Source organism: Rhodopseudomonas sp. AAP120, from assembly GCF_001295845.1.
GTDB lineage: Bacteria > Pseudomonadota > Alphaproteobacteria > Rhizobiales > Xanthobacteraceae > Rhodopseudomonas.
Genome location: NZ_LJIC01000137.1, coordinates 1 through 26,807, shown reverse-complemented (window position 1 = coordinate 26,807; position 26,807 = coordinate 1). Strand labels below are relative to the sequence as shown.

The window sequence follows — 26,807 nt, the reverse complement described above, 5'->3', positions numbered from 1 at the left end:
GGCGCACCTCGGCCGACATTGTGGCCTTTCAACTCTTCGACAAAGCAGCAGGGGACCTTCCAATGAACACGCAGGCAGACATCGGCGGGATCGCCGAGCGTATCCGTACGGCCTATCACGGCGCGACGATTGCCCCGATCCGATCCGAGTTGGCCGACCTCGACATCGATGCGGCCTATTCGATTCAGCAGCGCAATACGGCCTTGTGGGAAAAGGAGGGACGGCGCGTGGTCGGCAGCAAGATCGGATTGACGTCGCGCGCGGTGCAGAAGCAACTCGGCGTCGACCGTCCCGACTTCGGCATGCTGTTCGCCGACATGATCGTCGGCGAAGACGAACCGGTCGGCGTGGGGCGAGTGCTGCAGCCGAAGATCGAAGCCGAGGTGGCGTTCGTCCTCGATCGGGATATCGATGTCGAAGCTCCGACGGTCGCGGATATCATCCGCGCGGTCGCCTATGTGATGCCGGCGCTGGAGATCGTCGGCAGCCGCATCACCAATTGGGACATTGGAATCGTCGATACGGTAGCCGACAACGCGTCGTCCGGGCTGTTCGTGTTGGGCGGCCCGGTTCGTCGGCTCGACGGCCTGGATCTTCGCGCGATGCAGATGCGGATGACTCGAGGCGAAGAAATCGTATCGCAAGGGAGCGGTGCGGCCTGTCTGGGCAATCCGCTCAATGCGATGGTCTGGCTGGCCGGCGAAGTGGCACGCCGCAAGCGCCCGCTGCGGGCCGGCGACGTCGTGTTGTCCGGCGCGCTGGGACCGATGGTCCCGGTCAGCACCGGCGACGTGTTCGAAGCGACGATCACGGGTCTAGGCACCGTGTCGGCGCGGTTCGCATGAACGGGGTGGCCGTGAGCGTTTTCAAAGGGCGGTTCGAAGGACGCACGGCCGTCGTGACCGGCGGTGCATCAGGCATCGGCTGCGACGTCGCGCGCCGCCTTTCGGCAGAAGGTGCGCGCGTATCGATCTGGGATCTGAATGCCGCAGCGCTCGACGCCGCGATGGGAGAGACGCGGGCTGCCGATGCGCAACCCGTCGATGTCTCGGTCGAACAAGCGGTCGACGCGGCGTTTCAACGAAGCCTCGCGGCGTTGGGAGGCCGCGTTGATATTCTGGTCGCTAGCGCAGGTGTCACGGGGCCGAATGCGCCAGTGAAGGACTACACCGGCGGTGATTGGCGGAAGGTATTCGATATCAATGCCAACGGTACGTTCTACTGCAATCGTGCCGCGGTTCGCGCCATGGAGCGCCACGGCTATGGGCGGATCGTCAACGTCGCGTCGGTGGCCGGGAAGGAGGGCAACCCCAACGCCTCCGCCTATAGCGCATCCAAAGCAGCGGTGATCGCTCTCACCAAATCGCTCGGCAAGGAAATGGCCTCCACGGGAGTGCGCGTGAATTGCATCGCGCCGGCCGCGATCCGAACGCCGTTATTCGATCAAATGTCCGAGCAGCACATCCAGTTCATGCTGTCCAAGATTCCGCTGCAACGATTTGGCACGCTGGACGAAGCCACCTCGCTGATCTGCTGGCTCGCTAGCGAAGAATGCTCATTCAGCACGGGGGCGGTGTTCGATTTGTCGGGCGGGCGAGCGACCTACTAGGGGCCATGCGTACCATCCGACGCCTGCCAGAAACCCAAGTGACAGCGGCCGTTCCCGATTGAAGTTTCGAACGCAACGTTGCCTCTTGAAATCTCCTGATTGGGGTCGCCGCGTCCTCGGGGCATCGGGGCTGGCGGGCGGCGTCGGGACTGATCAAAGACCAGCGCGTTGCGGCTTGTGGCGGCGTCGGACGTTGACTTGTATCGTCGCGGTCGTTCCGACGATGAGGCGATCGACATCCTTACTCTCAATGCGGATCCGAACCGGGATGCGTTGTGCAAGCCTGACCCAGGAGAAGGAAGGATTGACGCTGGCAAGGAGGCTGGAGCCCAGAGTTCTATCGCGGTCCTCGATACCCCCGGCGATGCTCTCAATTCGGCCTGCCAGCTTCGCTCCGCCCATCAGCTTCACATCAACGATGTCGCCGACATGAATTCTAGGAATCTTGGTTTCCTCGAAATAGCCTTCGATGCGCACGGTATCGGTGTCGATCAGCGCCATGATGCCGTGCCCCGCGGCGAGATAGGCGCCCGGCCGCAAGTCGAAATTCGTCACGCGGCCGTTGACGGGCGCCCGGATTTCGGATCGATCGAGATTGAGGCGTGCGATGGCCAGATCGGCCACCGCCTGATTATACACGGCCTTGGCCTGCAGGTCCGCGGCGCGGACCGCCTCGCGCTGCTGCTGTGAAACGACTCCCTCGCTCAGCTTCTCGTATCGGACGCGATCGCCGGCGGCCTTTTCGGCTGCGGCTTCGCGGCTGGCCAAGGCGGCCTCCGCTTGGCGGACCGCGAGGCGAAAACGCTCGGAATCCAGGCGCAGCATGACGTCGCCCTTGTGGACGAGCTGATTGTCGTGGACGAGGACCGCGTCGACCAGGCCGGACACGTCGGGGGCGACGGCGATGATGTCGGCACGAACGCGTCCGTCGCGGGTCCATGGCGCCGTCTCGTAATGCTCCCACATGCCGATGCCGACCGGAGCCGCGACGCTGACCATAAGGACGGTGAGCATCATGCGGGGAAACATCGAACTGATCGTTGTCATAGCGGCAGCTTTCCCAGAACAGCGTAGAAGATCTTGGTCAGAATGACGAAGACGGCGAAGTCGAACAGCGCCGGGTGCCACGCATACTTCCGGAGGTCGATACCGATGAATCTGCGATTGGCCGAGGAAGCGATGAAGCAGGTGGCGAGCGCGCAAGCGCAGGCCAACCCGAAGGTCGGAACGTAGACGCCCGCGATGGCGATTTCCTCGTTCATCGCGGGACCTCGCCGGACGAGAAGGCATGGGCATCCGGAAACATCGTCCGGCGTAGACCGATCAGCGCGAGTTTTCGCTGTCGGCGGGCGGGCGCGTCTTCGCACGTGTCGCTCAGCGCGTTGTCGATCGCCGCCAGCAGGGCGTGAGCGTCGTCTGGCTTCAGCTTCGCGTTGCCGCGCGCCAGCCAGCGGAATGCGCGCGACAGCCTGGGTAGAAGTTGTTGGAGTCCAGGATCGCTACGCTCCTCGTCATAGAGCGCAGATTGCCTGAGCGCGAGCAGATCGAGTCCAATCTGCAGCGCGGCCAAAGGGCGGGCTTCCGCCGCGATGTCCGTCGCCGCGCCGGCCAGCCGGGGGATGACCAGGCCAAATCGATCAAGCATGATGCTGGTCCATCTGGCGCGGCTCATCGGCCGCCGTGCCGTGGCCAACCTCGCCAGATCGGCCCAGCCATGGCGCAGCAGACGTTGCGCCGCGCCAGATGCGGAGAGTGAGCGTAGCAATCGGATAGCGATGAACGCTGCGAGAAGTCCGATCATCGCAGCCGCATTGCTATTGATGAACAGAGCGAAGTCGGCGCTGAATTTGTTCTGGAGGTCGAGCGCGCTGATCAGTCCGAGACCGAGCGCCAGCGCCTTGATGAAATGCCGGGGATTGGCCTGTAGATAGCCGATCACCAAAAAGGTCGGCGCCAGCGAGAACACCAGCGTCGGAAAGCCGGTGATGGCCGGGAATATCACGAACAGGTAGATCGCTGCGATCGGCAGGCAAGCCAGCGTCCAGAGCGCGTAGGAGATCAGCGTCGGCGCGGGGTCGTCGAGGCTGCTATAGAGCGCCGCGGCGATCGCGGCGATTTGCGCGGCGACGCCGCCTTCCGGCCACGCTGCCGCGATCCACACGGTGCAACAGCCGAGGACGGCGACAACAAGAGCCGCGACCGACAGAACGGCGAGGCCGGGATCGCTGTGCAGGCGTCGCCTCACGTGCCCATCCCGAAAGCCAGCTTTGCTCCAGGTGGACGTTCGATGACCGTCGTGCAGCGCGGCAGACAGGCTTCGGGCGGCAGCCAGCGCTTCGATCAGCGTGGCCAATCTGGCCACCGTTCCGGCCTCGATCAGCCGATCCCATTCGCAGCGGTCGTCGCGGCAGGTTACTTCGAACGATGTGCACTTTCTGATCAGATCGTCAGCACTGGCGGGTGACCGGTCTGGTGCGCGCGTCCAGTCGGCGAGCTCGGACAGCAGCTGGTTCAACTCGGCCGAGCGCCTCTCTCCCAAGGCGGCGAGTCCCTCCTCGACCGACAGCAGCATCGGCAAGACCAATGCGAGCTGGTCCTGCACGGCACCGATGGCACGCAGGTCCGGCTTGCTCGCGGCGGTGTCGTAACGCAGGTGCGTCGCCAAGATCTCGATCTGCGTGATGTCCGCAGCGAGCTTCCAGCGTCCTGTATCCTGCATTTCGCCGAGGCGCGCGGAGAGCACATCGGTGGTCCGGGCGAAGGCGTCCGACAATGCGCCACGGAGGGATTTCAGCACAGGAGTGGTGACGTCGCTCGGGAACAACAGGGTGTGCACCAGGGTGGCGCAGCCGATGCCCAGCAGGATTTCCTCCACCCGCGACAGCGCCGTCATGAAAACCATGGTCGGAACGGCGACGCTGGAGAACGCGATTGTCGTCGCGGTGTACCCCGCCAGCAGGAAAGCATAGCTGCGCGGCGTGCGGTCCTGCAGGGAGATATAGAGGCAGAGCGCAGCCCACGCGGTGACGGCGACCGACAACAACGCCGGCTGGTCGACCAGCACCGGCACTAACGCCAGCGCCGCGCAAGCGCCCAGCAATGTCCCGAGAAAACGATAGACCGCGCGTGACCGGACCGCCCCGGCGAAGGGCTGCGCGGTCAGATAGACGGTGAGCATCGCCCAATACGGCCGTTCTAGGCCGAGGCGGAAGGCGAGATAGATCGCCAGCATCGCGGCGATAAAGGAATTCGCCGAGAACAGCGCCCATTTCGGATCGAGTCGACCGGGCGCGACTGCTGCGAGAAGCCGAGAGAGAAGTGATGCGGGCATCGTCCTGATCGTCCGTGACACCCGGCGACCATAGGTGTTGCTGCCCCGCAAGAATTTCGTTACTCTGCCAATTAATTGCTAAGAGATGACAATGCGCGGCACGCTGCATCAGCACTATCGCCAGTTCGATCCTGACATCCTGGACCGTCCGATCGTGGCCGGCATGGTGGATACCAAGGAGCAGGAGGACGAACTGCCGGTTCACACCCACCGCAAGGGACAGCTCGTCCTCGCCCAGCGCGGCGGGGTGACGTGCGAAGTGCCGAGCGGCCTGTGGATGGTCCCGCCACGCTGCGGCGTCTGGATCCCCGGCGGCATGCCTCACAGCAACCGGGTCAGCGGCAATGCCAGCCTGCTGTTTCTCTATGTCGACATGGACGCGGCGAACGTCCCGCAGGAATGCTGCACGCTGTCGATCTCACCGCTGTTGCACGAGCTGATCCATCGGATGGCGACACTGCCGCCGCTCTACGATTCCCAGGGCCCGACCGCGCAGATCGCTGCGGTGCTCCTCAACGAGTTGATCGCGATGCCGACCGAACGGCTGCATCTTCCGATCACGCGGAGTTCGAAACTGCGCATCATCGCCGATGCCCTGATGGACAATCCGGCCGACCGCCGGACCGTGGCGGAGTGGGCGCAAGCCGTCGCGCTCGGCGAGCGGACGCTGATGCGCATTGTGCTCGCCGAGACCGGCATGACCTTCAGTCGCTGGCGTCAGCAGCTTCAGATCATCGTCGCCATTCAGAAATTGTCTGCTGGCGACACGGTTCAGTCGGTGTCGGGAGCGCTTGGCTACGAGTCGGTGAGCGCCTTCATCACCATGTTCAAGAAGGCGCTCGGCAAGTCGCCCGCGCGCTACTTCTCCGAGCGTGAGGCCGGCCAGACGGGTCCGGGGGAGATCTGTCGCGAGACGGACTGCAAGCTTCGCCGGATGCCCGACATGCGCGACGCGATCAACGGGCTTTCGCAACGCCGCTGGTTGCAATTAGAGCGCCTCGTTTCGGACGATCTCGATGCCGAAGCCTGACAGCCCCTTGAAGTGATGCGTCGAGGAGGTCAGGTGACGGATCGAGCTGATCTTGAGATCCCGTAGGATCTGGGCGCCGACGCCGATCTCGCGCCACTCCCGATTTCGATCATCCTCGCGGGAAGTGACAGGTCCCAGCGGCGCCGGCGGAACACCCGCCGCGCCGTCGCGCAGATAGACGAGCACGCCGCTGCCATTGTCCTTGAAGCGCTGCAGGATGACACTCATCCTCGCCTGTTCCTGCCCCGAAAACAGATCGCGCAGGATGTTCGGTTTGTAGAAGCGCGTGAGGACGTTGGTGCCGTCGCCCAAGTCGCCATAGATATATGCGACGTGATGGATCGGGTCGAACGGCGACCGGTAGGAATAGCCCTGGAGCGGGCCGATCGGGCTCTCCGCCGTGACGCTCGCGACGCGCTCGATTAGCGTCTCGCGGGCCTGCCGGAAGCGGATCAGGTCGGCGATGGTGACCTGTTTCAGCTTGTGCTTGTCGGCGAAGGCCGCGACCTGCGGTCCCTTCATCACCGAGCCGTCGTCGTTCATGAGTTCGCTGATGACACCGACCGGTTCGAGATCAGCCAGTTTGCACAGGTCGATCGCCGCTTCGGTGTGGCCCGAGCGCATCAGCACGCCTCCCTCCTTGGCGATCAGGGGGAAAACGTGTCCCGGCCGGCAAAAATCGTCCGCGCCGGCGTTGGGGTTGGCGAGGGCACGGCAGCACGACGCCCGCTCTTCGGCCGAGATGCCTGTTCCGTTGTCCGGTCGATAATCCACCGACACGGTGAAGGCCGTGGTGTGGGCCGAGTCGTTGTTGAGGACCATCGGGTCGAGCCGCAGGCGCCTTGCGTCCTCGACCGTCATGGGCGCGCAGACGATTCCCGATGTATTGCGGATGATGAAGGCCATCTTCTCGGTCGTACACAGCGAGGCGGCGACAACCAGGTCGCCCTCGCCCTCGCGATCGTCATCGTCGGTGACCACGACGATTTCGCCATCCGCGAACGCCTGTAGTGCTGCTTTGATGGATGCCGTCATCTCAATTCATGTCTCTGAAGTTTACGTCCGCTTGCGGAAGAGCCATCTGGGTGTCTGGACGCGGAATGCCGTTCGAGTCATCTGCTGATCTCGTCTTCACGATTGTCGGGAACCGGCCCAGACTCGAGACGGATTGCATCGGTTGCCTATAGTCTTTCGACGCTGTAGCTGGGGCAGTGCGCGTCGAGGCCGATCGGCGCTTCGGATAGCGAAGGGCTTGCTGCATCGTACCGGGGCCTTGGGGAGCGCTCCATTGGGCGCGAGGGATTGCTGCACGCCTTCACGGTGACAGGGCGATTGGTATCGATCGGCAGCACTGTCTTGTGAGAAATGCGCTTGAGAGCGAGATTCGACCGGATGCTGCTGACGCCGGGAATGCGGGACAGCTTGTTGACGATGAGATCTTCGAGATCCTCGATGTCGGCCGCCATGACGCGGAGCATGTAGTCGCTCTCACCCGTCATCAGATAGCATTCCATCACCTGGGCCAGCCGGTCGATGGATCGGGTGAAGCTCTCGAGCGACGTCTGGACTTGTTTTTCAAGCTTGATCTGAATGAACGCCGTTACCCCAATGCCAAGCACGGCGGGGTCGAGAAGGGCGATCCGTCGATCGATCACGCCGAGTTTCTCCAGCGTTCGCACGCGAGCGAGGCACGGCGACGGCGAGAGATTGACGCGTGATGCGAGCTCGACATTGGTCAAGCTCGCATTCTGCTGGAGCTCGTTCAGGATCTTGATATCAATTCTGTCGAGAGAGGTCGTCGACATCGCGTGTCTCCCAAATCTGGTAGTCTTCTTGCGGCATCCATCACCCGCATTCGCGGGGTGATGACAATTGCGTGGTAAACGCTAACCGCAAACGTGCTTGTGGGATTTCGACAAAACGCCGACTTGTATCGAAAAACCGTCAAAGTTCGGATTGTGCATTGCGATCAAAATGTTAGTTGCCTATTTTCGATACATTTTTTGCACATGCGATATGCAGCGTGACCTTGTTGGATTAAACCGGCTGCTTCGACGAGTCAGGGCAGCATAAAATGCTGATGAAGCTTCTGCGACACGCGTTGTTCAAGCAGTAATGCTGAGAGGGGCGGGAGACTATCCATCCACGATCGCACACAGGCAGCGAACGGTTTGGATTGTCGAGCGTGAAACTGAAGCAAGTCTATCTCACCGCGAACGCCCCCGAACGCCTGGCCACGTTTTACGAAGGTCTGGGTTTGAAGGTGCGCTTCGCCGATCCCGGCAAGTGGATCCAGTTCGTCAGCGATGCGGCTGCCTTCTGCGTCGCCGGCCCGACGGAGTCGGTGTCGACCCAGCTGCAAGACGCCGTCGTCGTATTCGATGTCGACGATCTCGAAGCTGCGGCCGAGCGCGCCGCAGCTCTGGGCGCAGACATCGGCACGGTTCGGGACATGGCCGGTCACGGCCGCGCGGTGAAGGTGCGGGATCCGGGCGGCAACATCATCCAGTTCTACCAAGCAGCCAGATAGCTCAGACGTTCAGCGGGGCAGCGGCGTCACGCCCGGCCCGCAATTAGACAAACAGGACTCATCCTTCTCATGAATCCAAGTATCGCACCCATGCCGCCCGCAACACCGCCGCTGTCCGAAGCGCTCCCGTTCGATGCCGCAGAATTCCGGGCCGCGATGCGCAACGTACCGGGCACCGTGTCGATCGTCACGACCGGGCAGGCGCCGTTCCGCCATGGCCTGACACTGACGGCAGGCTGCTCGCTGTCCGCGGCTCCGCCCAGCGTGCTGGTGTGCGTCAACCGCTCCGCTGGCGCGCACGACACCATCCTCAGCAGCGGGGCGTTCTGTTGGAACATTCTGGGCGTCGAGCACCTCGATCTGGCGCTGAAGTTCTCCGGGCAGGACGGCAGCAAGGGCGACGTCCGCTTCGCCGACGGGGTGTGGTGCGATCTCACGACCGGCGCCCCCAGTCTGATCGGCGCGGTCTGCAGCTTCGATTGCCGCGTCGTGAATGCTTACAGCGAGAGTAGCCACACCATCTTCACCGGAGAGGTGGTGGCTCAGACGACGCGAGGCCGCGGTGAGCCGCTCGTCTACATGGATGGATCCTTCGCCGCGCTGACGGCGCTCTGAGACATGCGGCGACGTTCGACGCCTTACGCTTTCGCGACAGCCAGGATGGAGCCGATGAGCATGCAAGGAAAACCAAGACGATCCATCGCGCAATCGACAGCGGTCGGTCGCTGATGCTGTCGCTGTGGCTCAATGTTCTGGCCGGCGGGGTGCTCATCGGGCTGGTCTACGGCCTCGTCGCGCTCGGTCTCACGATCATCTTCGGCGTCATGCGTGTCGTCAATTTCGCCCATGGCGAGATGGTCGTGTTCGGCATCTACATCGGCTATTGGACCGTTCGCGTCTGGGACGTCCCGATCGTGGTCGCCGCGGCGATCGCGGCGGTCGTGATGTTCGTGTTCGGGTATCTGCTGGAGACGCTGCTCGTGAAGCGGTTCGTCAATCGGCCGCATCACTATCAGTTCATCGTCTTCATCGGCCTCTCATTGCTTTTCAGCGGCGTCTTGCTGATGTCGTTCGGTCCGGATCCGCGGCCGACGGCGTCGCAGCTCTCCTTCCAGACCGTCAGCATCGGGCCGCTGACATTGGATTGGGCCCGCATCCAGGCGGCCGCGACGGCCGGACTGCTGATCGCCGCCCTGGGAGCCTATCTGAAGTACTCCGCATTCGGCCGATCGCTGCGGGCCGCCGCAAATAATCGGCTGGGCGGACTGGTGGTCGGGCTGAACATTCCGCGGGTCTATGCGGTGACCTTCGGCATCGGCACCGCCTGCGCCGGCGTCGCCGGTGCGTTGATCTCGCCGCTGTTCGATGCGCAGCCCTACCTCGCCGTCGACTTCACGCTGCTGGCCTTCGTGACGGTGATCGTCGGCGGTCTCGGCAGCTTCGGCGGCGCTCTTCTCGGCGGCCTGACGATCGGGGTCGCCGAAGCGATCGCGGCCCTGATGTTCACGCCGTCGATGAAAACAGCACTCCCTTACGCGCTCCTGATCGTCATCCTGATTTTCCGTCCGAGGGGGTTTTTCGGTGCAAAGGACATCTGATCGATTGAGCGACATCAAGCGCTGGGGCGCCGGCGCTCTGGTGTTCGCCGTCCTCGCCGTGGTGGGCGGCGCGTCCAACGCCTACGTCGTCTCGCTTCTCACGATCGTCCTGCTGTTCACCTTCATGGGGCAATCGTGGAATCTGATGCTCGGGATCGGCGGGCAACTGTCCATCGGCCACGCCCTGTTCGTTGGAATTGGTGCGTATGCGGTGGCGATCCTGAACATCAAGTACGGCATCACGCCGTGGATCGGTCTGCTGCTGGGCGCGGTGATTGCTGGTTTCGTCGGCGCGGTGCTGGCGTGGCTGAGCTTCCGCTTCGAGGTCCGCGGCATCTATTTCGCGCTGCTCACGATCGCAGCCGCCGAATTCGCCCGGATCATGTTCGGCGGCTGGGACTATGTCGGCGGCATGCAGGGCCTGTTCTATCAGGCGCCGAGCGGGGCGATGGATTTGGCGATGCTGCGCGGCGACGCGCGGTTCTATTACTTCGTCGCGCTAGCCCTCGCGGCGCTCGGCGTCGCGGGAACGGAAATGATCTCGCGGTCGTATTGGGGTTACGTCTGGCGGGCGATGCGCGACGACGACGAGGCCGCGCGGGCGTTGGGGGTGCGGACGTTTCGTCACAAGGTTCTGGTGGTTTCGATATCGGCCGCCGCGGCTGCGATCGGCGGCGGTGTGCTGGGCCTGGTGCAAGGCTCGATCTTCCCGGATTCGATCATGGGGATGGCGATTTCGGTCGACGTGCTGATCGGTCCCGTAGTCGGCGGATTGGGCACGGCGTTCGGTCCGCTGGTCGGCTCGTTGGCGGCGATCCCGCTGCATCACGCCATGGGGGCGCTCGGCGACAGCATGGGGCTCCCTGGACTGAACAGCGTCGCCTACGGGGCGGTGCTGATCCTGGTCGTGTGGTTTCTGCCCGACGGCATCTGGCCGGCGATCGTCCGCCGCTATGAGGCGATCCAGCTGCCGGCGCGAGGACGGATTGGACAATTGCGGAAGGTCGAAGAATGACCGCGCTGCTCGAAGTCAACAACCTCACCAAAGCGTTCGTCGGATTGGTCGCGGTCAACGACGTCAGCTTCTCGCTGCAGGCGGGCCGCATCACCGCGCTGATCGGGCCGAACGGCGCCGGCAAGACGACCTGCTTCAATCTCGTCGCCGGCGCGCTGCGGCCGACCGCCGGGCAGGTGCGGTTCGAAGGCCGTTCGCTCGAGCGCGAGCCGCCCGAAGCGGTGTGCCGCATGGGCATTGCGCGGACCTTCCAGATCGTCCGGCCGATGAAGGATATGTCGGTGCTGGAGAATGCCATGGTGGGTGCCTTCAGCTGGACGACGAGCGTCAAGGAGGCGCGGGAGAAGGCGTATCAGTCGCTCGAGAGCGTCGGGCTCGCCGGCAAGGCCAATGCCCGCACCGATCAGTTGACGTTGCCCGATCGCAAGATGCTGGAGATGGCCAAGGCGCTGTCGACCCGCCCCAAGCTGCTGCTGCTCGACGAAGTGATGGCGGGGTTGCGGCCGACAGAAGCGGCCGGCGTTGTCGGCGTACTGCAGAAGCTCGCCGAGGGCGGACTGACGATCCTGCTGGTCGAGCACGTGATGCGGATCGTGATGGAGGTGGCCTCGACCGTTGTGGTGCTTCACCACGGCGCCAAGATCGCCGAGGGCAAGCCGTCGGAGGTGGTGGCGGATCCTGCGGTGCTGGAAAGTTATCTGGGAGCCGGCTTCCATGCCTGATGATGCGCTGCTCACCATCGACGATTTGTGCGTGGCCTATGACGGCTCCAATGCGCTGAACGGCGTGTCGCTCCGCATCCACAAGGGCGAACTGATCTGCGTGGTCGGCGCCAACGGCGCCGGCAAGACCTCGCTGATCCGGTCGATCGCCGGGATCGTGCCGTCGTCGCGCGGGTCTGTGAAGATCAACGGGATTGATATTTCGCGGCGCCCGCCCTGGGACATCTGCGAAATGGGCATCGCTCAGGTCGCCGAGGGCCGCCAGATCTTCGGCGCCCTCTCTGTCGAGGACAATCTCTTGATCGGCGGCTCGCTGAAGCGGGCCAGGCATGATCGCGCGACCACGCTCGATTCCGTCTATCAATTGTTCGGCCGACTGCGCGAGCGCCGCGACCAGCTCGCCGGTACGCTGTCCGGCGGCGAGCAGCAGATGCTGGCGATCGGCCGGGCGATCATGTCGAAGCCCGAGATCGTGATGTTCGACGAGCCGTCGATCGGGCTGTCGCCGGCGCTCACCGACGTGATGTTCGACGTTGTGAAATCCCTCAACGACCAGGGCATCACGGTCCTGCTCGTCGAGCAGAATGTCGCGAAATCGCTCGCGCTGAGCAGCCGCGGCTATGTGCTCGAGAATGGCTCGGTAGTGTTGCATGGAGCCAGCCGCGATCTGCTCGAGAACCCCGATGTTCAGCGCGCCTATCTGGGACTGTGAGGCGCGCTGGCCAGGCACGGCGTCAGGCGTCGCAGCTCACGTCGCGCCGCCGTTCGGTTCACCGCTTCCCGGCTGTTGCAGCCACCACTCGCTTGGGTCTCACTGATGAACACTGCCACTTCTCTGCTGATCGAGCGCGATCGCGACCTGGTCACGATCACGATGAACCGGCCACCGGCCAACGCGCTGAATGCGCAGCTTATCGTCGAGTTGCTGGAGACCATCAGGGGCTTTGCCGGTGAGGAGAATTCGCCGGGCATCATTCTCACCGGCAGCGGCGACCGCTTCTTCAGCGCCGGCGGCGACATCAAGGAAGTGGTCGGGCTCGAGGTCGCAAGGCCGCGCATCCGATTCTTCCACCAACTGCTGGTGGTGATGGAGACCTATCCGGGGCCGATCGTCTGCGCGGTCCGCGGCTATGCGGTCGGAGGCGCCTTGGAGTTTCTGCTACATGCGGACTATGTCGTGGCCGATGCGGCGTGCAAGATCGGCTTTCCGGAGATCAACCATGGCCTGCTGCCGGTGACCAAAGGCATGCGCCGCGCCGTCGAGAAGCTCGGCGTGCGGGCGGCGCAGCAGCTGTTGTATTGGGGCGACCTCGTCGGCGCGGAGCGCGCGCTGGCGATCGGCGCCGTGAATGAGATCGTGGCGTCCACGAAGGTGGCATCCCGGGCGCGGGACGTCTGCGGCGCGTTGCGGCAGAAGGATCGCAAGCTGTTTCACGCCATCAAACGATCGCTCAACCGCACGGCTCAGCTGAGCGATCAGGCGCTCGAAGACATGACCGTGGCCGACCTCGACGCCTACGTCACGGCCGAAAGCTCCACCAACGCGCGGGCGAAGTTCTTGTCGAAGAACAATAAGGGCTGAAGCGATGGCGCGCGGATATCCCGACCAGATCTATCTTGAGCAGATGAGCCACGAGGAAGTCGCCGCTGCGCTGGCGCAAGGATGCACCACGGTGGTGATTCCGCTAGGGGCCGTCGAGCAGCATGGACCGCATTTGTCTTTGGGCATGGACGCGGATCATGCCGAGGCACTGGCCGAGCGGATCGCGCGCCGCCGCGGCGCCACGCTGGTGGCGCCGACCATCAAGACCGGCTGCTCGGCTCACCATCTGCCGTTTGCGGGCACGATCTCGCTCCGACCGGAGACGCTCGAAGCGATCTGTCTCGACTACTGCACCAGCCTGGCGCGGCATGGATTCAAGCGCATTCTGATCCACTCCGGCCATATCGGCAATTTTCCGGTCCTGAAGGATATGCTCGGCCGCCTGCGCGCAGCCGTCCCGCCAGATGTCGAGATCCAGGCGTTCACGGCCTCGACCGCATGGATCGATACGTGGCGCCAAGCGGTGCGCAACGCCGGAGGCGATGTGTCGGCGGTCGGCGGCCACGCCGATATTGCCGAGACCTCGCTGATGATGGCCATCCGCCCCGATAGCGTCAGACAGGATCGCTTCGAAGTCGGCCATCTTGGCGGCCTGTCGGAGGCGGATCTCGAACTGATGTGGAAGAACGGCATCCGGTCGGTGTCGCCTAACGGTGTGATCGGATGTCCGTTTGGATCGAGCCGTCAGATCGGCGAAGCCTGCCTCGCGGCGGTCGCAGACCTGCTGATCGAGACGTTTGACGGCGGCTCTACAGCCGTTGGTGCTCGCCGCTGACGGCCTGCGCATCGGTTGTGCGCCTAGCCTTCCTGCGCTTCTGCCATCTTGCGATTACGGACAGCATAAAATTTGGAAAGCGTTGCTACGCGGCGCGGCCTTCGGGCGAAAATGTCGCTCTGGCTATGAAACCCTGTGCCATCTCGAAAGCTAAAAGGATTGAGACATGGCACTTACGTTTGGGTTCTGGTCTGAACAGGAAACCCAGGTTGGCCACAGTTACACGCGCAGGCTTCACGAACTGGTCGACGAAGTCCGGCTGGCCGAGAAGGTCGGCTTCGACTGCGTTGCGCTCTCCGAGCAACACGTCGCGCTCGGTGGCATCTCGAGCTCGGCGCCCGAAGTGGTGTTCGGCTATCTGGCTGCGGTGACGTCGCGCGTCAAGCTGCGCGCGGCCGTGACGTTGATGCCACAGCGGATCAACCACGCCTTGCGCTCGGCCGAGCGGCTTGCGGTGACCGACATCCTGTCCAACGGACGGATGGAATTCTACGGCGGCCGCGCCAATACGACCATCGCGATGCGGGCGTTCAACGTCGACCCGAACGAGACGCTGCCGCAGATGGAAGAAGGGCTGGCGCTGCTGAAGAAGGCGATGCGCCAGGACATCTTCACGTTCGACGGAAAGTACTACCAGATCCCGCCGCGCCAGCTGGTGCCGAAGCCGCTGCAGAAGCCGCATCCGGTGATCGGCATCGCCGCGACCAGTGAGCGCAGCCACGTCTGGGCGGGCTCGCAGGGCTTCGCGGTGATGAGCAGCAACATCTATCAGGGCTGGGATGCCCAGCAGAAGCTGATCGACGCCTATCACAAGAACTGGAAACGCGACGAGGAAGGGCCGCTGCAACGTCCGCGTATCGGCGTCCCGCTGTTCATCGGCATCGGCAAGACCGACGAACAGGCCAAGGCGGATTACGCCGGTCCGCTGATGCACTACGCTAAGATCTCGACCGACGCTTATCCGCGGCTCGCGGCGATCGCCGACGATTACAAGTACATGGGCGAGAGCGTGCCGTCGATGGAGCGCGCCGCCAACGACTGGGACTATCTGGTCAACGAGTCGGCCACCACGGTGTGCGGCAGCCCCGATACGGTGATCCGGCAGATCGAGAAGTTTGAAGCCATGGGAGTCGACGAGGTTCTGCTGCACATGGACTCCGTCCCGCACGAAAAGATCATGGAAGCGATCGACATGGTCGGCCGTTACGTGATCCCGCATTTCAACGATCGGAACAACGTCGTGCGGCCGACCGAGGAAATCCTCGGCACGATCCGCCAGATGCGGGCCCAGAATCAGTAATCAACGGTGAGATCGATGTCGCAATTCAACTACAAGTATCTGATCGTCGAAAAGCGCGCCACCGGCGTCGCGATCGTCACGATGAACCGCCCGGAGATCCTCAACGCGATCAACTGGGAGATGCATGAGGAGCTCGAAGACGTCTTCGTCAAGCTCGACCACGACAGTTCCGTCAACGCAATCGTTCTAACCGGCGCGGGACGCGGCTTTTGCTCGGGCGGTGACCAGAAGTCGCTGGACAAAGGCGCGCTGCCGTCCCCGACCCGCAGCGGTCGTCACCTGATCCGCAACATGCTGGAAGTCGAAGTGCCGATCGTCGCGGCCGTCAACGGCGTCGCGGTCGGCCTGGGGGCCACGCTCGCGCTGTTCTGCGACGTAATCTACGCAAGCTCGACCGCGCGGTTTGCCGACACTCACGTCAATGCCGGCGTCGTCGCCGGCGATGGCGGTGCGGTGATCTGGCCGCTGCTGATGGGGCCGGTGCGTGCCAAGCACTATCTCATGACCGGCGAATTCATTTCGGCCGAAAAGGCGGCCGCGATAGGCATGATCAACGAGGTAATCGCGGACGGCAACGTTCTCGATGCCGCGATCGAGTACGCCGAACTGCTGGCAAGCGGGCCCAAGGAATCAATCGTGTGGACCAAGTACAGCGTCAACAAGATCATCAAGCAGTACGCTCACCTGCTGCTCGACACCTCTGCGGCATTGGAGATGTTGACGTTCAAGTCGCCCGAGCGGGCCGAAGCGGTTGCCGCATTCGCGGCCAAGCGCAAGCGTTTCGCGGAGCGCTGAGATGAACGTCGCTGCGATTACATCCGGCGCCCAGTTGGCCGATACGACCGTCGCGCAGCTTTTGGCTGCGCGACTCGCGGAGCGGCCCGACAAGATCGCCTTGCAACAAAAGCGTCACGGTGCCTGGACCGCCATGACGTGGGGCGTCTATGCGCAGCGTGTCGTGAACCTGGCCAGTGCGCTTCGGCGCGCTGGTCTCCAGCGCGGCGATCGGGTGGCGATCATGGGCGATTCGTCCGAGGAATGGCTGATCGCCGACATGGCCACGATGTGCGCCGGCGGCGTCATGGTGGGCGTTTACTTCACCTCGTCGCCCGAAGAGGTGGCCTACTGCCTCACGGACTCGGGCGCGAAGTTCGCGTTCGTCGGCGGCGAGCAGCAGCTCCGCATCGTTCTCGCCTCCGGTCAGGCCGAGCAGCTGCGCGGCATCATCGTGCTCGACCCCGATTGGTCCGGCGAGGCCACGGCGTTGATCAAGCCGCTGGCCGAGTTCGTCGGCGCGGACGACGTCGACGCGCATGATTATCTGCAAAAGGAGAGCGCGACCGCGAAGGCCTCCGATGTGGTCAGCATCGGCTATACGTCCGGCACGACCGGCAATCCCAAGGGAGCGATGCTGACGCATCTCTCGATTCTGGCCGGCGCGCATTGCATCACTCTGTTCGGCCCCAGCATGCGCCAGGACGAGCACCGGGTGGTGGTGCATCTGCCGATGTCGCACACCGTTGCGCGCGGGCAGGCGACGGCGCTGCCGTTGTTCGCCGACGCCGTTCCGTATTTCGGCGAGACCACCGCCGACTTCGCCCAGACCATCAAGGAGGTGAAGCCCACCTACTACATGGCGCCGCCGCGGTTCTATCAGCGGTTTGCGACGCAGATCCTCAGCAAGGTGCATCCGGCCGGCGAAGCGGGAGATCCGAACTACGCCCTCGCCATGACGATCGCGCGCCGGGCGCTCGAGGACCGTCAGCGCGGTCACCACGATGCATTCGTGGCGAAACTGTTCGCGACCTGCCGCGAGGAGGTGTTCCGGCCGCTGCTCGCCGAGATCGGGTTCAACGAGCTGAAGGTCGCGTTCACCTCGTCGGCGGCGATGCCGTCCGAGCTGATGTCGCTGTGGCAGCTGTGGGGCCTACAGCTCAAGGAATGCTACGGCCAGACCGAATTGGTCGGTGCCAATCTGGTGCAGATGGCGGAGTGGCCGCAGGCCGGCAATGTCGGCGTGCCGCTGCCGGATCCGGCCTGGGAGACCGCCGTGCTCCAGGACGGCGAGATGATCGTCCGCGGGCCGGGCTTGTTTGCCGGCTATTGGAATAAGCCGGACGAGACCAAGTCGGCGCTGCGCGACGGCTGGCTTTACACGGGTGACATCGTCGAGGTGTCGCCGGAGGGAATCTTCAAGCTGGTCGATCGCAAGAAGGAGATCATCAACACCTCCAACGGCAAGTCGATCAGCCCGACTCAGATCGAAAACGAATTGAGGCACAGTCCGTTCATTTCCGAGGCGGCGGTGATCGGCGAGGGGCGAAAATATCTCACCGCGCTGATCGAAGTGGATGCCACCGCCACGATGGAGTGGGCGAAGTCGCGTGACGATAAGATCGCGGGTTACGCCGACCTGGCGGCCTCCGAGATCGTCAACCGGCTGATCGAGGCGGAGATCGGCAAGGCCAATGGAAGGTTGGCGCGAGCCGAGCAGATCAAGGCGTTTCGGATTCTGCCGGAGGAATTGTCGCTGGAGAACGGCGTGATGACGCCGACGCGGAAGAAGCGTCGCAAGCAGATCAACGAGCGCTATCAGTCGCTGATCGCGTCGCTCTACGATGAGACCGAAGAAAGATTGATCAAGGCCGAGATGGGCCTTTGACGTCGGCGGCCGGAGCAGCGCCCGGAACCGTCGGTGTCCGGACGATTGCGCGGGCCGCGAACAGCGGGGCGCACGGTGAGGCTCGCCGGCGCCGGTCGTGACCATGCGGACGAAGCTACAAGTCGAGATCATTTTCCTTCCTTCAGCAACAGGGCATCGAGATGACCAAGCAAGGCGGACTCACGCGGCGGACGATTGTCGGAACCGGATTGGGAATTGCGGCAGGCTTGGTATCAAAGCCATCGCTTGCGGCGAAGACGAAGGTGAAGGTCGGGGCGATCATGCCCAGCAGCGGCGTGCTGGCGTTTCCCGGCCAGGCCTGCGTACGCGGCATCGATCTCGGCGCCAAGTTCGCGCGTGAAAAGTTCGGCCTCGACATCGAGATCGTTCACGCCGATACGCAGAGCCGTCCGGAAAACGGCCGCATCGCCGCCGAGAGCCTGATCCGGCAAGGCTGCACCGTGCTGATCGGCGCGTGGGATTCCGGCGCCACCATCTCGGCGCTGCAGGCCTGCGAAGCGGCGAAGGTGCCGATGGTGGTCCACATCGCGAGCGCCACGCAAGTGACGTCGCAGGGCTTCACCCAGGTCTTCCGCTATTACCCCACGTCGCTGACCATCGTGCGGCAATCGCTGACCGAACTGAAGTCCGTGCTTAGTACGCTTAAGGATCCGCCGAGCAGTGCCGTGGTGCTCCATCTCAACAATACGATGGGGCAATCGACGGCGGCGAGCATCGGTCAGGCGTGGAAGGAAGTCGATGTCCCGCTCAAGATCGCGCAGTACGTCGCCTACGACGAGAAAGCCAAGGATCTGTCGGTCGAGGTGGCCAAAGCGAAAGCATCGGGTGCCGACGCGCTGATCTCGGTCACGCGCGTCAACGACGCGATCATGATCGCCCGCGAATGCATCAAGCAGGGCTGGGATCCCAAGATGGTGTTCTCGCCCAACTCCAACGGCGTCTCGGACAAGGCGTATCACGATGCGCTCGGGAAATACGGCGACGGGCCGATCCTGTCGGCGCTGTGGCTCAATCCGAAGGGCGCCGAGACCGACAAGATCATGAAGATGTTCACGGCCGACTACCCGAACGACTGGTTCGATGCCAATGCGGGCTGCGCATTCGAGGCCGTGCAGATCGTCGCGGACGCGGTGACGCGGGCAGCATCGACGGAGTCGGCGGCGATCCACGGCGCACTCAAGACGACCGACATGAAGCCGATCCTGATGCATGGCGACAACACCAAATTCGACGAGACCGGCCAGAACATTCATTGTTCGATGGTGATGCTGCAGGGCCTGAAAGGCAGGCCGCGGGTGGTGGCTCCACAAGCCATCGCCGAAGCGTCGCTTGAATATCCGCTCGCGCCCTACAGCAAACGCTGACTTCACGACGCCATGCGGCCCCACAATGATCGTGGGGCCGCAACCAACTGGCGGCCGGTGGGCTATAGACCGGCTACGACAAAATCTCGGAATTGATCAGGCGCGACCGCTCGGCCAGAAAGCGCCGCGGGCTCTTTCCCATCGTCTTCTTGAACATCGTGATGAACGCACTGGGCGTCTCGTAGCCGAGTTCCAGCGACACCGCCTGAACCGAACTGCCCGCCGTGAGGCGTTGCATCGCGAGGAGGATGTGGAGACGCTGGCGCCAGCGCCCGAAGGTCATCCCGGTTTCCTTGACGATGAAACGCGCAAACGTGCTCTCGCTCATTGCGTAGCGCGAGGCGACTTCGTCCATCGTGCTCCGGTCGCCCGGATTGTGCAGCATGAATGCCGCGAGGTGTTGGAGGCGAGCGTCTGCAGAAATCGGCAGATACATTTCATCCGTGGTCGTCATCTGCACGAGTTCGTCGAGCAAGACGCGGCCGAGACGGCTGGTCGGTCCCTCCAGTGGATAGAGCGGTGGGAAGACGGACAGACGGTGGATCAACTCGCGCACCAGGGACGTGATCATCAACGTGCAGCAGGTCCGCGGCAGCATGCTGACCTGCGGATCGATGAAGACTGTGTAGAGTTTGCCGAAGTCGGCGACGCAATTGCTATGTTGCACGCCAGCGGGGATCCAGACCGCGCCTTGCGGCGGCACGATCCACAAGCCGCCCGGCGCCCGGCACATCACCGAGCCATGAGATGCGACGACCAGTTGGCCCTTGCGATGCGAGTGCAGCGGGAGATCGTCGTTGTCTTTGCTGGTTTCGAGACAAAACGAAGTGATGGGACGATCGAATTGATCCGGATCGACGGGATCATAGTTGATCCGAAGATCAGGCAGATCCATCCGTGCAAAATCTGGATCGAACTCGGTCTCGGGCCGCATTCCCATCCTGCCAATTCGTCAAGCCTTGACGCAGATTGTCGTGCGATCCGAGATTAGCTGCTTTCGAAGCTCGGGTCACTAGTCGCGACAAGCCGTTAGCTTCGACCGTCCGCGACATGATGCCCGTGACCTGCACGTGTGCGCTTAGTCGTTCGGCATTCTGCGTCGTCGGCAAACCGGGGAGACTGCAGCGCAGCGTGGAGTTTGGTCACTCCCTGATTAATCCCGCAGCAGAGAATGCTGCATACGAGCCCAGACCGGAGCCGTATTCAGCAGCACGTGCCACGGCACCCGGTGCTACCAAGTGCGGGCTTTCTGGGAGCCGACGAATGACTGTTCACATCGATCCACCGCGCAAAGCCATCAACGCCGATCAAGACGCGATCGAAACCGCCGATTGGCTGGCCTCGCTTGGCTCGCTCCACCACAGCGCAGGCGCCGAACGCGTGCGATACATTCTGGCTGCGCTCGATCGGCGTGCGAAGGAACTCGGCGTGCTGCCGGATGCTCCGCCGTATTCGCCTTATCGCAATTCGATTCCGCTTGAGCGGCAGCAGCCCTATCCCGGAGATATCGCGATCGAAACCCGGCTGACGGCGATGATTCGCTGGAATGCGCTGGCGATGGTGGTGCGTGCCAACAAGGCCTATGGCGAACTCGGCGGCCATGTCGCCAGCTACGCCTCCGCCGCGGAGATTTTTGAGGTCGGCTTCAATCATTTCTTCCGCGCGGCGAGCCCGGAGTCCGAAGGCGACCTGGTGTATTTCCAGCCACACTCGTCGCCCGGAGTCTACGCGCGCGCGTTTCTCGAAGGTCGGCTGACGGACGAGAACCTGAAGCTGTATCGGCAGGAACTGAGCGGCCCCGGGCTGTCGTCCTATCCGCATCCCTGGCTGATGCCGGAATTTTGGCAGGTGCCTTGTGCGTCAATGGGCCTCGGGCCGATCAGTGCGATCTACCAGGCGCGGTTCATGAAGTATCTGCAGCATCGCGGTCTGGTGCAGACCGCTGGTCGCCACGTCTGGGGTGTGTTCGGCGATGGCGAGATGGACGAGCCGGAGTCGATCGCCGGGCTCGCACTGGCGGCGCGCGAAAATCTCGACAACCTCACCTTCATCGTCAATTGCAACCTGCAGCGCCTTGATGGACCGGTCCGCGGCAACGGCCAGGTGATCCAGGAATTGGAATCGCTGTTCCAAGGGGCAGGCTGGAATGTCATCAAGGTGCTGTGGGGATCGGACTGGGACGATATCTTCGCCCGCGACAGCAAGCACGCGCTGCTGCGCAAATTCGCCGAGACCGTCGACGGCAAATATCAGACGCTCGGCGCCAAGGACGGGGCCTACAACCTCGCCAATTTCTTCAGCGAGGACCCTGAAGTTCGGGCGCTGGTCGCGCACATGTCGGACGCGGATATCGACGGCCTGAAGCGCGGCGGTCACGACTTCAAGAAGCTGTTCGCAGCCTTCTCGGCCGCCAAGGACACCAAGGGCCGGCCGACGGTCATTCTGGCGAAGACCAAGAAGGGCTACGGCATGGGCGGCGCCGGCGAGTCGCGCATGACGTCGCACCAGGCCAAGAAGCTCGACGTTGACGCGCTGTATGCGTTCCGCGATCGGTTCGCCCTTCCGCTCAGCAACGACCAGGTCGAGAATCTGGAGTTCTTCAGGCCGGCGGAGGACAGCGCGGAAATTCAGTATCTGCGCGGCCGCCGCGCGGCGCTCGGCGGCTACATGCCGGCGCGGCGACGCAACTCGGAGACGCTTCCGGTGCCGCCGCTGCCATCCTATGGCGAGTTCGCGCTGCGCGGCGACGGCAAGGAGACATCGACCACGATGGCGATCGTGCGGCTGTTCACCAATCTGCTGAAAGACAAGACGCTCGGCCCGCGCATCGTTCCGATCGTCGCCGATGAAGCCCGCACCTTCGGCATGGCCAATCTGTTCCGGCAGGTCGGCATCTACTCGCCGGCAGGCCAGCTCTACGAGCCGGAGGATGCCGGCTCCATGCTGTACTACAAGGAGGCGATCGACGGTCAGCTGCTGGAGGAAGGCATCACCGAGGCCGGGGCGATTTCATCCTGGACCGCGGCGGCGACGTCCTACAGCACCCATAATTTCCCGCTATTGCCGTTCTATATCTACTACTCGATGTTCGGCTTCCAGCGGGTCGGAGATCTGATCTGGGCGGCGGCGGATCAACGCGCGCGCGGCTTTCTGATCGGAGCGACGGCCGGCCGGACGACGCTCGGCGGCGAGGGCTTGCAGCATCAGGACGGCTCCAGCCATTTGATGGCGGCGACCGTTCCGAACTGCCGCGCTTACGATCCGGCGTTCTCCTACGAGGTGGCCGTCATCGTCGACCACGGCATGCGGTCGATGCTCGAGCAGGGCAACGACGAGTTTTACTACCTCACGGTGATGAACGAGAACTACGCGCAGCCCTCGATACCCGCCGATGCGGAACCGGGCATCATCAAGGGACTCTATCGGGTTCTGCCCAGTGCGGACGGACCGGCAAGAATACGGCTGGTCGGCTCGGGCGCCATTCTGCCGGAGGTGATGGCCGCTGCGGCGATGCTGCTCAGCGAATGGAATGTGTCGAGCGAAGTCTGGTCGGCAACCAGCTATTCCGAGTTGGCGCGGGACGCGCGCGAGGTCGAGCGAACCAACCGGCTCGCGCCGCTGTCAGACCAGGTCGAAAGCCACGTCGCAAAGTGCCTCGGCGGCAGCACGCCGATCGTCGCGGCGTCGGATTATGTCCGCGGCTATCCGCAACTGATCGGCTCCTACATCGAAGCGCCGTTTACGGTGCTCGGCACCGACGGCTTCGGGCGCAGCGATACGCGCGCCGCGCTGCGGGCCTTCTTCGAGGTCGACCGCAAGCAGATCGTCGTCGCGGCGCTGTCGGCGCTGGCGAAAACGGGCGACGTCACGCGGCAGCAGGTTGCCGAAGCGATCACTCGCTATGAATTGCCGACCGGCGTTTCATCGCCTTGGTCCCGCTGAGAGAGGGGCGAAGCGCCATGTCTCATTCAATGGAAGTCGTTCTGCCGGATATCGGCGATTACAAAGACGTCCCGGTGGTCGAAATCAATGTGTCGGTCGGCGACGAGGTCACGGTCGACATGCCGCTGTTGTCGATCGAGTCCGACAAGGCGACCATGGAGGTGCCATCCCCGGCCGCAGGCACGGTGGCGAAACTGCTGATCGATGTCGGTGCGCGAGTCTCTCAAGGCTCGGTGCTGATGATCCTCGAACAGCGAGGAGAAACCACCGCATCTCCACCGGAGGCTACGTTGGCGCCGATGCTGGAGCAACCGGTCTCGCCGCAGGCCGCTGTGCCGCAACCGCCAGCGCCCGCAGCGCCGCCCGTCGACTCCCGGGGCCGTGCGCAGCAGCCACAGCCGATCGGCGCCGCTCATGCGTCGCCGTCGGTCCGCGCTTTGGCCCGTGAGCTCGGCGTTGCGCTGGACTCCGTCAAGCCCACCGGGCCCAAGGGCCGGATCCTGCGCGAGGACGTAGCGGCCTTCGTCAACGGCCTGGTGCGATCGGGGCCGGCGATGGCGCCCGCGACCCAAGCGCCGGTCGATTGGCCAAAGGTGGATTTCGAGAAGTACGGCGCGGTCGAGCGCCTGCCGCTGACGCGGATCCAGAAGCTGACCGGTGCCAACCTGTCGCGCAACTGGAATGTCATTCCTCATGTGACGAATTTCGACAGAGCGGACGTCACCGACGCCGAAGCCTTTCGCCAGCTCGCCAATGCGGAGGCTTCGAAGGACGCGGCGAAGCTCACCATGGTGTCGCTGCTGATCAAGGCGGCGGCCTTGGCGCTGGTGAAATACCCGCGCTTCAATTCGTCGCTCGAGGGCGATGAGTTGATCCTCAAGCGCTACGTCCACATCGGCTTCGCCGTCGACACGCCGAAAGGTCTGGTCGTGCCGGTGATCCGCGACTGTGACCAAAAGGGCCTTCGGCAGATCGCCGCAGAGATGCGCTCGCTCGCCGACAAGGCGATCGCAGGACAACTCGCGTCGGGCGAAATGCAGGGTGGCTGTTTCTCAGTGTCCTCGCTGGGCGGCGTCGGTGGTCAGGGCTTCACGCCGATCATCAATGCGCCCGAGGTAGCGATTCTCGGCGCCGGGCGGGCCGCCACCGAGGCGGTCTGGAACGGACGCGAATTCGAGCCACGGCTCATGCTTCCGCTCAATCTCTCGTGGGATCACCGCGTGGTCGATGGCGTCGCCGCAGCCCGGTTCCTGGGCTTCGTCGCATCGGTGCTGGCCGATCTGCGGCGCTTCGCTTTGTGAGGATATAGATGCAGCGGACAGAGGAGATCCGGGTCCCTGATATCGGGGATTTCCGGGACGTCGAAGTTGTCGAAGTTCACGTCAAGGCCGGCGACGTCGTCGCGCGTGAGCAGGCCTTGATCGTCGTGGAATCCGACAAGGCGACGCTGGAGATTCCGTCGCCGATCGATGGCGTCATCGCCAGCGTCGCCCTGCGCGTCGGCGACAAGGTGTCCCAAGGCACACTGATCGGCATGGCCGCGACGTCGGCATCCGATGCGACGGCGGGACAGGCGGAAGATGTCGACGCAAGCCGATCCGATGCTAACCAGGGGGTAGCAGTCGATCACGAGCGCTACGATCTGGTGGTGATCGGCGGCGGCCCTGGCGGCTATTCCGCAGCCTTCCGGGCTGCAGACCTTGGACTGAAGACAGCCATCGTCGAGCGATACGACACATTGGGCGGCGTCTGCCTGAACGTCGGGTGTATCCCGTCCAAGGCGCTGCTGCATGTTGCGGCCGTCAAGGAGGAAGCCGAGCGGATCGCCGACAAGGGCATTCGTTTTGCCGCGCCGCAGATCGATCTGCCGGCGTTGCGCGCCTTCAAGGACGGCACCGTCAAGAAGCTCACGGATGGGCTGAGCCAGATGGCGACGGCGCGCCGCGTGACGGTGATCCGCGGCACCGCGACATTCGTCTCCGCCACGCGGCTCGAGATCGCCGGCGACGCGCCGAGTTCGCGGCAGATTGAATTCGGACAGTGCATCATCGCGACAGGCTCGCGCGCAGTCGAACTGGCGATGCTTCCCAAGGACGAGCGGGTCGTGACCTCGACCGGCGCGCTCGCACTGCGCAGCATCCCGGGCCGCATGCTGGTGATCGGCGCGGGGATCATCGGGCTGGAGATGGCGACCGTCTACAGCGCGCTCGGCGCCAAAATCGACCTCGTCGAAAGGCTCCCCGAGATCCTGGCGGGCGTGGACGCCGACGCCGTGAAGATCTGGCGATCGCGCAACGCGCATCGCTTCGAGCGTATCGACGTCGCCTGCAGCGTAACAACCGCCGCGGTGACGCCGGACGGCGTGACGGTTGGTATCACGGGCGCATCGATGCAAACGCGATCCTACGATCTGGTGTTGCAATCCGCAGGCCGTGTTCCCAACAGCCGCGAGCTCGGCCTCGATCGGATAGACGTTGCAGTCGATGATAGCGGCTTTATCAAAGTCGACGAGCAGATGAGAACGACGGCACGCAACATCTTCGCCATCGGCGACGTGGTCGGCGGTCCGATGTTGGCCCACAAGGCGGTGCATGAGGGACATGTCGCTGCGGAAGTCGCTGCCGGCAAGCCGGCTGCCTTCGACGCGAGGATCGTTCCCAACGTCGCCTACACCGATCCAGAGATCGCCTGGGTCGGCAAGTCCGAGCACGATGTCGCCGCATCCGGAGGAAAGGTCCGTTCGGCAAAATTCCCATGGGCCGCGTCCGGTCGGGCCATCGCCTCGGGCGCGTCGTATGGCCTAACGAAGCTGATGTTCGACGCCGAAACGGGTCGCATCGTCGGGGGCGTGATCGTCGGCCCGCATGCCGGCGAGTTGATCGGGGAAATCTGTCTTGCGATCGAAATGGGCGCCGACGCGATCGATATCGGCAAGACCATTCACCCGCATCCGACCCTCGGCGAGACGATCGGCATGGCTGCCGAAGTCTATGAGGGCATTTGCACCGACCTGCCTCCCATCGCCAGAAAGCGATAGATCAGTTGGCCCAATCGATGTCCGTTATTCAAGCTCTCGAACAACGTCGCGCCGGTGCCAAACTCGGCGGCGGCGAGAAGCGCATCGACGCGCAGCACGCGCGCGGCCGCCTGACCGCGCGGGAGCGCATCGACCTGCTGCTCGACAAGCATTCGTTCGAGGAAATGGACATGTTCGTCCAGCACCGCTCGACCGAATTCGGGATGGAGAAGACCAAAATTCCGGGTGACGGTGTGGTCACCGGCTGGGGCACGGTCAACGGCCGCAA

At 63.6% G+C, this 26,807-nt stretch carries 25 protein-coding genes; 19 read left to right on the top strand and 6 right to left on the bottom strand.

Annotated features, from left to right (window positions below; genetic code table 11):
• Positions 1-62 precede the first annotated feature (62 nt).
• Together IP86_RS20690 and IP86_RS20685 are read left to right on the top strand one after the other, a co-directional pair.
• The gene (locus IP86_RS20690; protein WP_054164317.1) at positions 63-845 is read left to right on the top strand and encodes a 2-keto-4-pentenoate hydratase; all 783 of its coding nucleotides are present in this window, start codon (positions 63-65) and stop codon (positions 843-845) included.
• Positions 842-1,609 (top strand): SDR family NAD(P)-dependent oxidoreductase, encoded by a 768-nt coding sequence (locus IP86_RS20685; protein WP_054164316.1) that lies wholly within the window; start codon positions 842-844, stop codon positions 1,607-1,609. The genes IP86_RS20690 and IP86_RS20685 overlap by 4 nt, the downstream gene beginning before the upstream one ends.
• Before the next feature lie 153 nt (positions 1,610-1,762).
• Here IP86_RS20685 and IP86_RS20680 read toward each other — a convergent pair whose 3' ends face one another.
• The 3 genes from IP86_RS20680 to IP86_RS20670 are packed head-to-tail and all read right to left on the bottom strand — an operon-like array spanning position 1,763 to position 4,940.
• A complete protein-coding gene (locus tag IP86_RS20680; protein WP_245290688.1) occupies positions 1,763-2,638 on the bottom strand; it encodes an efflux RND transporter periplasmic adaptor subunit in 876 nt (291 codons plus the stop codon).
• A 14-nt stretch (positions 2,639-2,652) separates the two neighbouring features.
• Positions 2,653-2,871, bottom strand: coding sequence for a DUF1656 domain-containing protein (locus IP86_RS20675; RefSeq protein ID WP_054164314.1), 219 nt, complete (start codon positions 2,869-2,871; stop codon positions 2,653-2,655).
• Positions 2,868-4,940, bottom strand: coding sequence for an FUSC family protein (locus tag IP86_RS20670; RefSeq protein WP_082364148.1), 2,073 nt, complete (start codon positions 4,938-4,940; stop codon positions 2,868-2,870). Before IP86_RS20670 ends, IP86_RS20675 begins: the two co-directional genes overlap by 4 nt.
• A 91-nt stretch (positions 4,941-5,031) precedes the next feature.
• On the opposite strand from IP86_RS20670, the gene IP86_RS20665 reads away from it, so the two are divergent.
• Entirely contained in the window at positions 5,032-5,970 is a 939-nt protein-coding gene (locus IP86_RS20665) for an AraC family transcriptional regulator (protein ID WP_054164312.1), read from the top strand.
• On the opposite strand, the gene ribB is transcribed toward IP86_RS20665, so the two are convergent.
• A complete protein-coding gene (gene ribB, locus IP86_RS20660) occupies positions 5,929-7,005 on the bottom strand; it encodes a 3,4-dihydroxy-2-butanone-4-phosphate synthase (RefSeq protein WP_054164311.1) in 1,077 nt (358 codons plus the stop codon). The two genes, IP86_RS20665 and ribB, sit on opposite strands and share 42 nt — an antisense overlap.
• 146 nt (positions 7,006-7,151) lie before the next feature.
• The gene (locus IP86_RS20655) at positions 7,152-7,775 is read right to left on the bottom strand and encodes an Lrp/AsnC family transcriptional regulator (protein WP_054164310.1); all 624 of its coding nucleotides are present in this window, start codon (positions 7,773-7,775) and stop codon (positions 7,152-7,154) included.
• A 380-nt stretch (positions 7,776-8,155) separates the two neighbouring features.
• Between IP86_RS20655 and IP86_RS20650 the strand changes: the two genes are divergently transcribed.
• The 12 genes from IP86_RS20650 to IP86_RS20595 all read left to right on the top strand — a co-directional run bounded on the left by IP86_RS20650 (position 8,156) and on the right by IP86_RS20595 (position 19,560).
• Positions 8,156-8,500 carry a VOC family protein gene (locus IP86_RS20650; RefSeq protein ID WP_245290687.1) on the top strand — a complete coding sequence of 115 codons (345 nt, stop codon included), beginning with the start codon at positions 8,156-8,158 and terminating at the stop codon, positions 8,498-8,500.
• Positions 8,501-8,590: 90 nt separating this feature from the next.
• On the top strand, positions 8,591-9,115 hold the full coding sequence (locus tag IP86_RS20645) for a flavin reductase family protein (RefSeq protein WP_054164308.1): 525 nt from the start codon (positions 8,591-8,593) through the stop codon (positions 9,113-9,115).
• A gap of 113 nt (positions 9,116-9,228) precedes the next feature.
• Positions 9,229-10,098, top strand: a complete 870-nt coding sequence (locus tag IP86_RS20640) for a branched-chain amino acid ABC transporter permease (protein WP_054164307.1) — start codon at positions 9,229-9,231, stop codon at positions 10,096-10,098.
• A gap of 4 nt (positions 10,099-10,102) precedes the next feature.
• Positions 10,103-11,113 (top strand): branched-chain amino acid ABC transporter permease, encoded by a 1,011-nt coding sequence (locus tag IP86_RS20635; RefSeq protein WP_245290686.1) that lies wholly within the window; start codon positions 10,103-10,105, stop codon positions 11,111-11,113.
• Entirely contained in the window at positions 11,110-11,835 is a 726-nt protein-coding gene (locus IP86_RS20630; RefSeq protein WP_054164306.1) for an ABC transporter ATP-binding protein, read from the top strand. The genes IP86_RS20635 and IP86_RS20630 overlap by 4 nt, the downstream gene beginning before the upstream one ends.
• Entirely contained in the window at positions 11,828-12,547 is a 720-nt protein-coding gene (locus tag IP86_RS20625; RefSeq protein ID WP_082364145.1) for an ABC transporter ATP-binding protein, read from the top strand. Before IP86_RS20630 ends, IP86_RS20625 begins: the two co-directional genes overlap by 8 nt.
• 105 nt (positions 12,548-12,652) lie before the next feature.
• On the top strand, positions 12,653-13,417 hold the full coding sequence (locus IP86_RS20620; protein WP_054164305.1) for an enoyl-CoA hydratase/isomerase family protein: 765 nt from the start codon (positions 12,653-12,655) through the stop codon (positions 13,415-13,417).
• 4 nt (positions 13,418-13,421) lie between these two features.
• On the top strand, positions 13,422-14,213 hold the full coding sequence (locus IP86_RS20615) for a creatininase family protein (RefSeq protein ID WP_054164304.1): 792 nt from the start codon (positions 13,422-13,424) through the stop codon (positions 14,211-14,213).
• Positions 14,214-14,379: 166 nt separating this feature from the next.
• On the top strand, positions 14,380-15,513 hold the full coding sequence (locus IP86_RS20610; RefSeq protein ID WP_054164303.1) for an LLM class flavin-dependent oxidoreductase: 1,134 nt from the start codon (positions 14,380-14,382) through the stop codon (positions 15,511-15,513).
• 15 nt (positions 15,514-15,528) lie between these two features.
• The gene (locus tag IP86_RS20605) at positions 15,529-16,308 is read left to right on the top strand and encodes an enoyl-CoA hydratase/isomerase family protein (protein WP_054164302.1); all 780 of its coding nucleotides are present in this window, start codon (positions 15,529-15,531) and stop codon (positions 16,306-16,308) included.
• 1 nt (position 16,309) lies between these two features.
• A complete protein-coding gene (locus IP86_RS20600) occupies positions 16,310-18,175 on the top strand; it encodes an AMP-dependent synthetase/ligase (RefSeq protein ID WP_054164301.1) in 1,866 nt (621 codons plus the stop codon).
• 161 nt (positions 18,176-18,336) lie between these two features.
• Entirely contained in the window at positions 18,337-19,560 is a 1,224-nt protein-coding gene (locus IP86_RS20595; protein WP_054164300.1) for an ABC transporter substrate-binding protein, read from the top strand.
• A gap of 73 nt (positions 19,561-19,633) precedes the next feature.
• Here IP86_RS20595 and IP86_RS20590 read toward each other — a convergent pair whose 3' ends face one another.
• The gene (locus IP86_RS20590) at positions 19,634-20,494 is read right to left on the bottom strand and encodes an AraC family transcriptional regulator (protein ID WP_197279908.1); all 861 of its coding nucleotides are present in this window, start codon (positions 20,492-20,494) and stop codon (positions 19,634-19,636) included.
• Between the two features lie 329 nt (positions 20,495-20,823).
• Here IP86_RS20590 and mdeB point away from each other — a divergent pair, with 329 nt between their 5' ends.
• From mdeB to IP86_RS20570, 4 genes are all read left to right on the top strand, one after another.
• A complete protein-coding gene (gene mdeB, locus IP86_RS20585; RefSeq protein WP_054164299.1) occupies positions 20,824-23,502 on the top strand; it encodes an alpha-ketoglutarate dehydrogenase in 2,679 nt (892 codons plus the stop codon).
• 17 nt (positions 23,503-23,519) lie between these two features.
• Entirely contained in the window at positions 23,520-24,803 is a 1,284-nt protein-coding gene (locus tag IP86_RS20580; protein WP_054164298.1) for a 2-oxo acid dehydrogenase subunit E2, read from the top strand.
• Positions 24,804-24,811: 8 nt separating this feature from the next.
• Entirely contained in the window at positions 24,812-26,539 is a 1,728-nt protein-coding gene (gene lpdA, locus IP86_RS20575; RefSeq protein WP_054164297.1) for a dihydrolipoyl dehydrogenase, read from the top strand.
• A 17-nt stretch (positions 26,540-26,556) separates the two neighbouring features.
• The coding region (locus tag IP86_RS20570; RefSeq protein ID WP_283804787.1) for a carboxyl transferase domain-containing protein at positions 26,557-26,807 on the top strand (251 nt) is incomplete at its 3' end.

Excerpts from the sequence above, each read along its gene's own strand:
- IP86_RS20690 (WP_054164317.1), top strand. The coding sequence starts at position 63 with ATGAACACGCAGGCAGACATCGGCGGGATCGCCGAGCGTATCCGTACG.
- IP86_RS20685 (WP_054164316.1), top strand. The coding sequence starts at position 842 with ATGAACGGGGTGGCCGTGAGCGTTTTCAAAGGGCGGTTCGAAGGACGC.
- IP86_RS20680 (WP_245290688.1), bottom strand. The coding sequence starts at position 2,638 with ATGTTTCCCCGCATGATGCTCACCGTCCTTATGGTCAGCGTCGCGGCT.
- IP86_RS20675 (WP_054164314.1), bottom strand. The coding sequence starts at position 2,871 with ATGAACGAGGAAATCGCCATCGCGGGCGTCTACGTTCCGACCTTCGGG.
- IP86_RS20670 (WP_082364148.1), bottom strand. The coding sequence starts at position 4,940 with ATGCCCGCATCACTTCTCTCTCGGCTTCTCGCAGCAGTCGCGCCCGGT.
- IP86_RS20665 (WP_054164312.1), top strand. The coding sequence starts at position 5,032 with ATGCGCGGCACGCTGCATCAGCACTATCGCCAGTTCGATCCTGACATC.
- ribB (WP_054164311.1), bottom strand. The coding sequence starts at position 7,005 with ATGACGGCATCCATCAAAGCAGCACTACAGGCGTTCGCGGATGGCGAA.
- IP86_RS20655 (WP_054164310.1), bottom strand. The coding sequence starts at position 7,775 with ATGTCGACGACCTCTCTCGACAGAATTGATATCAAGATCCTGAACGAG.
- IP86_RS20645 (WP_054164308.1), top strand. The coding sequence starts at position 8,591 with ATGCCGCCCGCAACACCGCCGCTGTCCGAAGCGCTCCCGTTCGATGCC.
- IP86_RS20640 (WP_054164307.1), top strand. The coding sequence starts at position 9,229 with ATGCTGTCGCTGTGGCTCAATGTTCTGGCCGGCGGGGTGCTCATCGGG.
- IP86_RS20630 (WP_054164306.1), top strand. The coding sequence starts at position 11,110 with ATGACCGCGCTGCTCGAAGTCAACAACCTCACCAAAGCGTTCGTCGGA.
- IP86_RS20625 (WP_082364145.1), top strand. The coding sequence starts at position 11,828 with ATGCCTGATGATGCGCTGCTCACCATCGACGATTTGTGCGTGGCCTAT.
- IP86_RS20620 (WP_054164305.1), top strand. The coding sequence starts at position 12,653 with ATGAACACTGCCACTTCTCTGCTGATCGAGCGCGATCGCGACCTGGTC.
- IP86_RS20615 (WP_054164304.1), top strand. The coding sequence starts at position 13,422 with ATGGCGCGCGGATATCCCGACCAGATCTATCTTGAGCAGATGAGCCAC.
- IP86_RS20610 (WP_054164303.1), top strand. The coding sequence starts at position 14,380 with ATGGCACTTACGTTTGGGTTCTGGTCTGAACAGGAAACCCAGGTTGGC.
- IP86_RS20605 (WP_054164302.1), top strand. The coding sequence starts at position 15,529 with ATGTCGCAATTCAACTACAAGTATCTGATCGTCGAAAAGCGCGCCACC.
- IP86_RS20600 (WP_054164301.1), top strand. The coding sequence starts at position 16,310 with ATGAACGTCGCTGCGATTACATCCGGCGCCCAGTTGGCCGATACGACC.
- IP86_RS20595 (WP_054164300.1), top strand. The coding sequence starts at position 18,337 with ATGACCAAGCAAGGCGGACTCACGCGGCGGACGATTGTCGGAACCGGA.
- IP86_RS20590 (WP_197279908.1), bottom strand. The coding sequence starts at position 20,494 with ATGCGGCCCGAGACCGAGTTCGATCCAGATTTTGCACGGATGGATCTG.
- mdeB (WP_054164299.1), top strand. The coding sequence starts at position 20,824 with ATGACTGTTCACATCGATCCACCGCGCAAAGCCATCAACGCCGATCAA.
- IP86_RS20580 (WP_054164298.1), top strand. The coding sequence starts at position 23,520 with ATGTCTCATTCAATGGAAGTCGTTCTGCCGGATATCGGCGATTACAAA.
- lpdA (WP_054164297.1), top strand. The coding sequence starts at position 24,812 with ATGCAGCGGACAGAGGAGATCCGGGTCCCTGATATCGGGGATTTCCGG.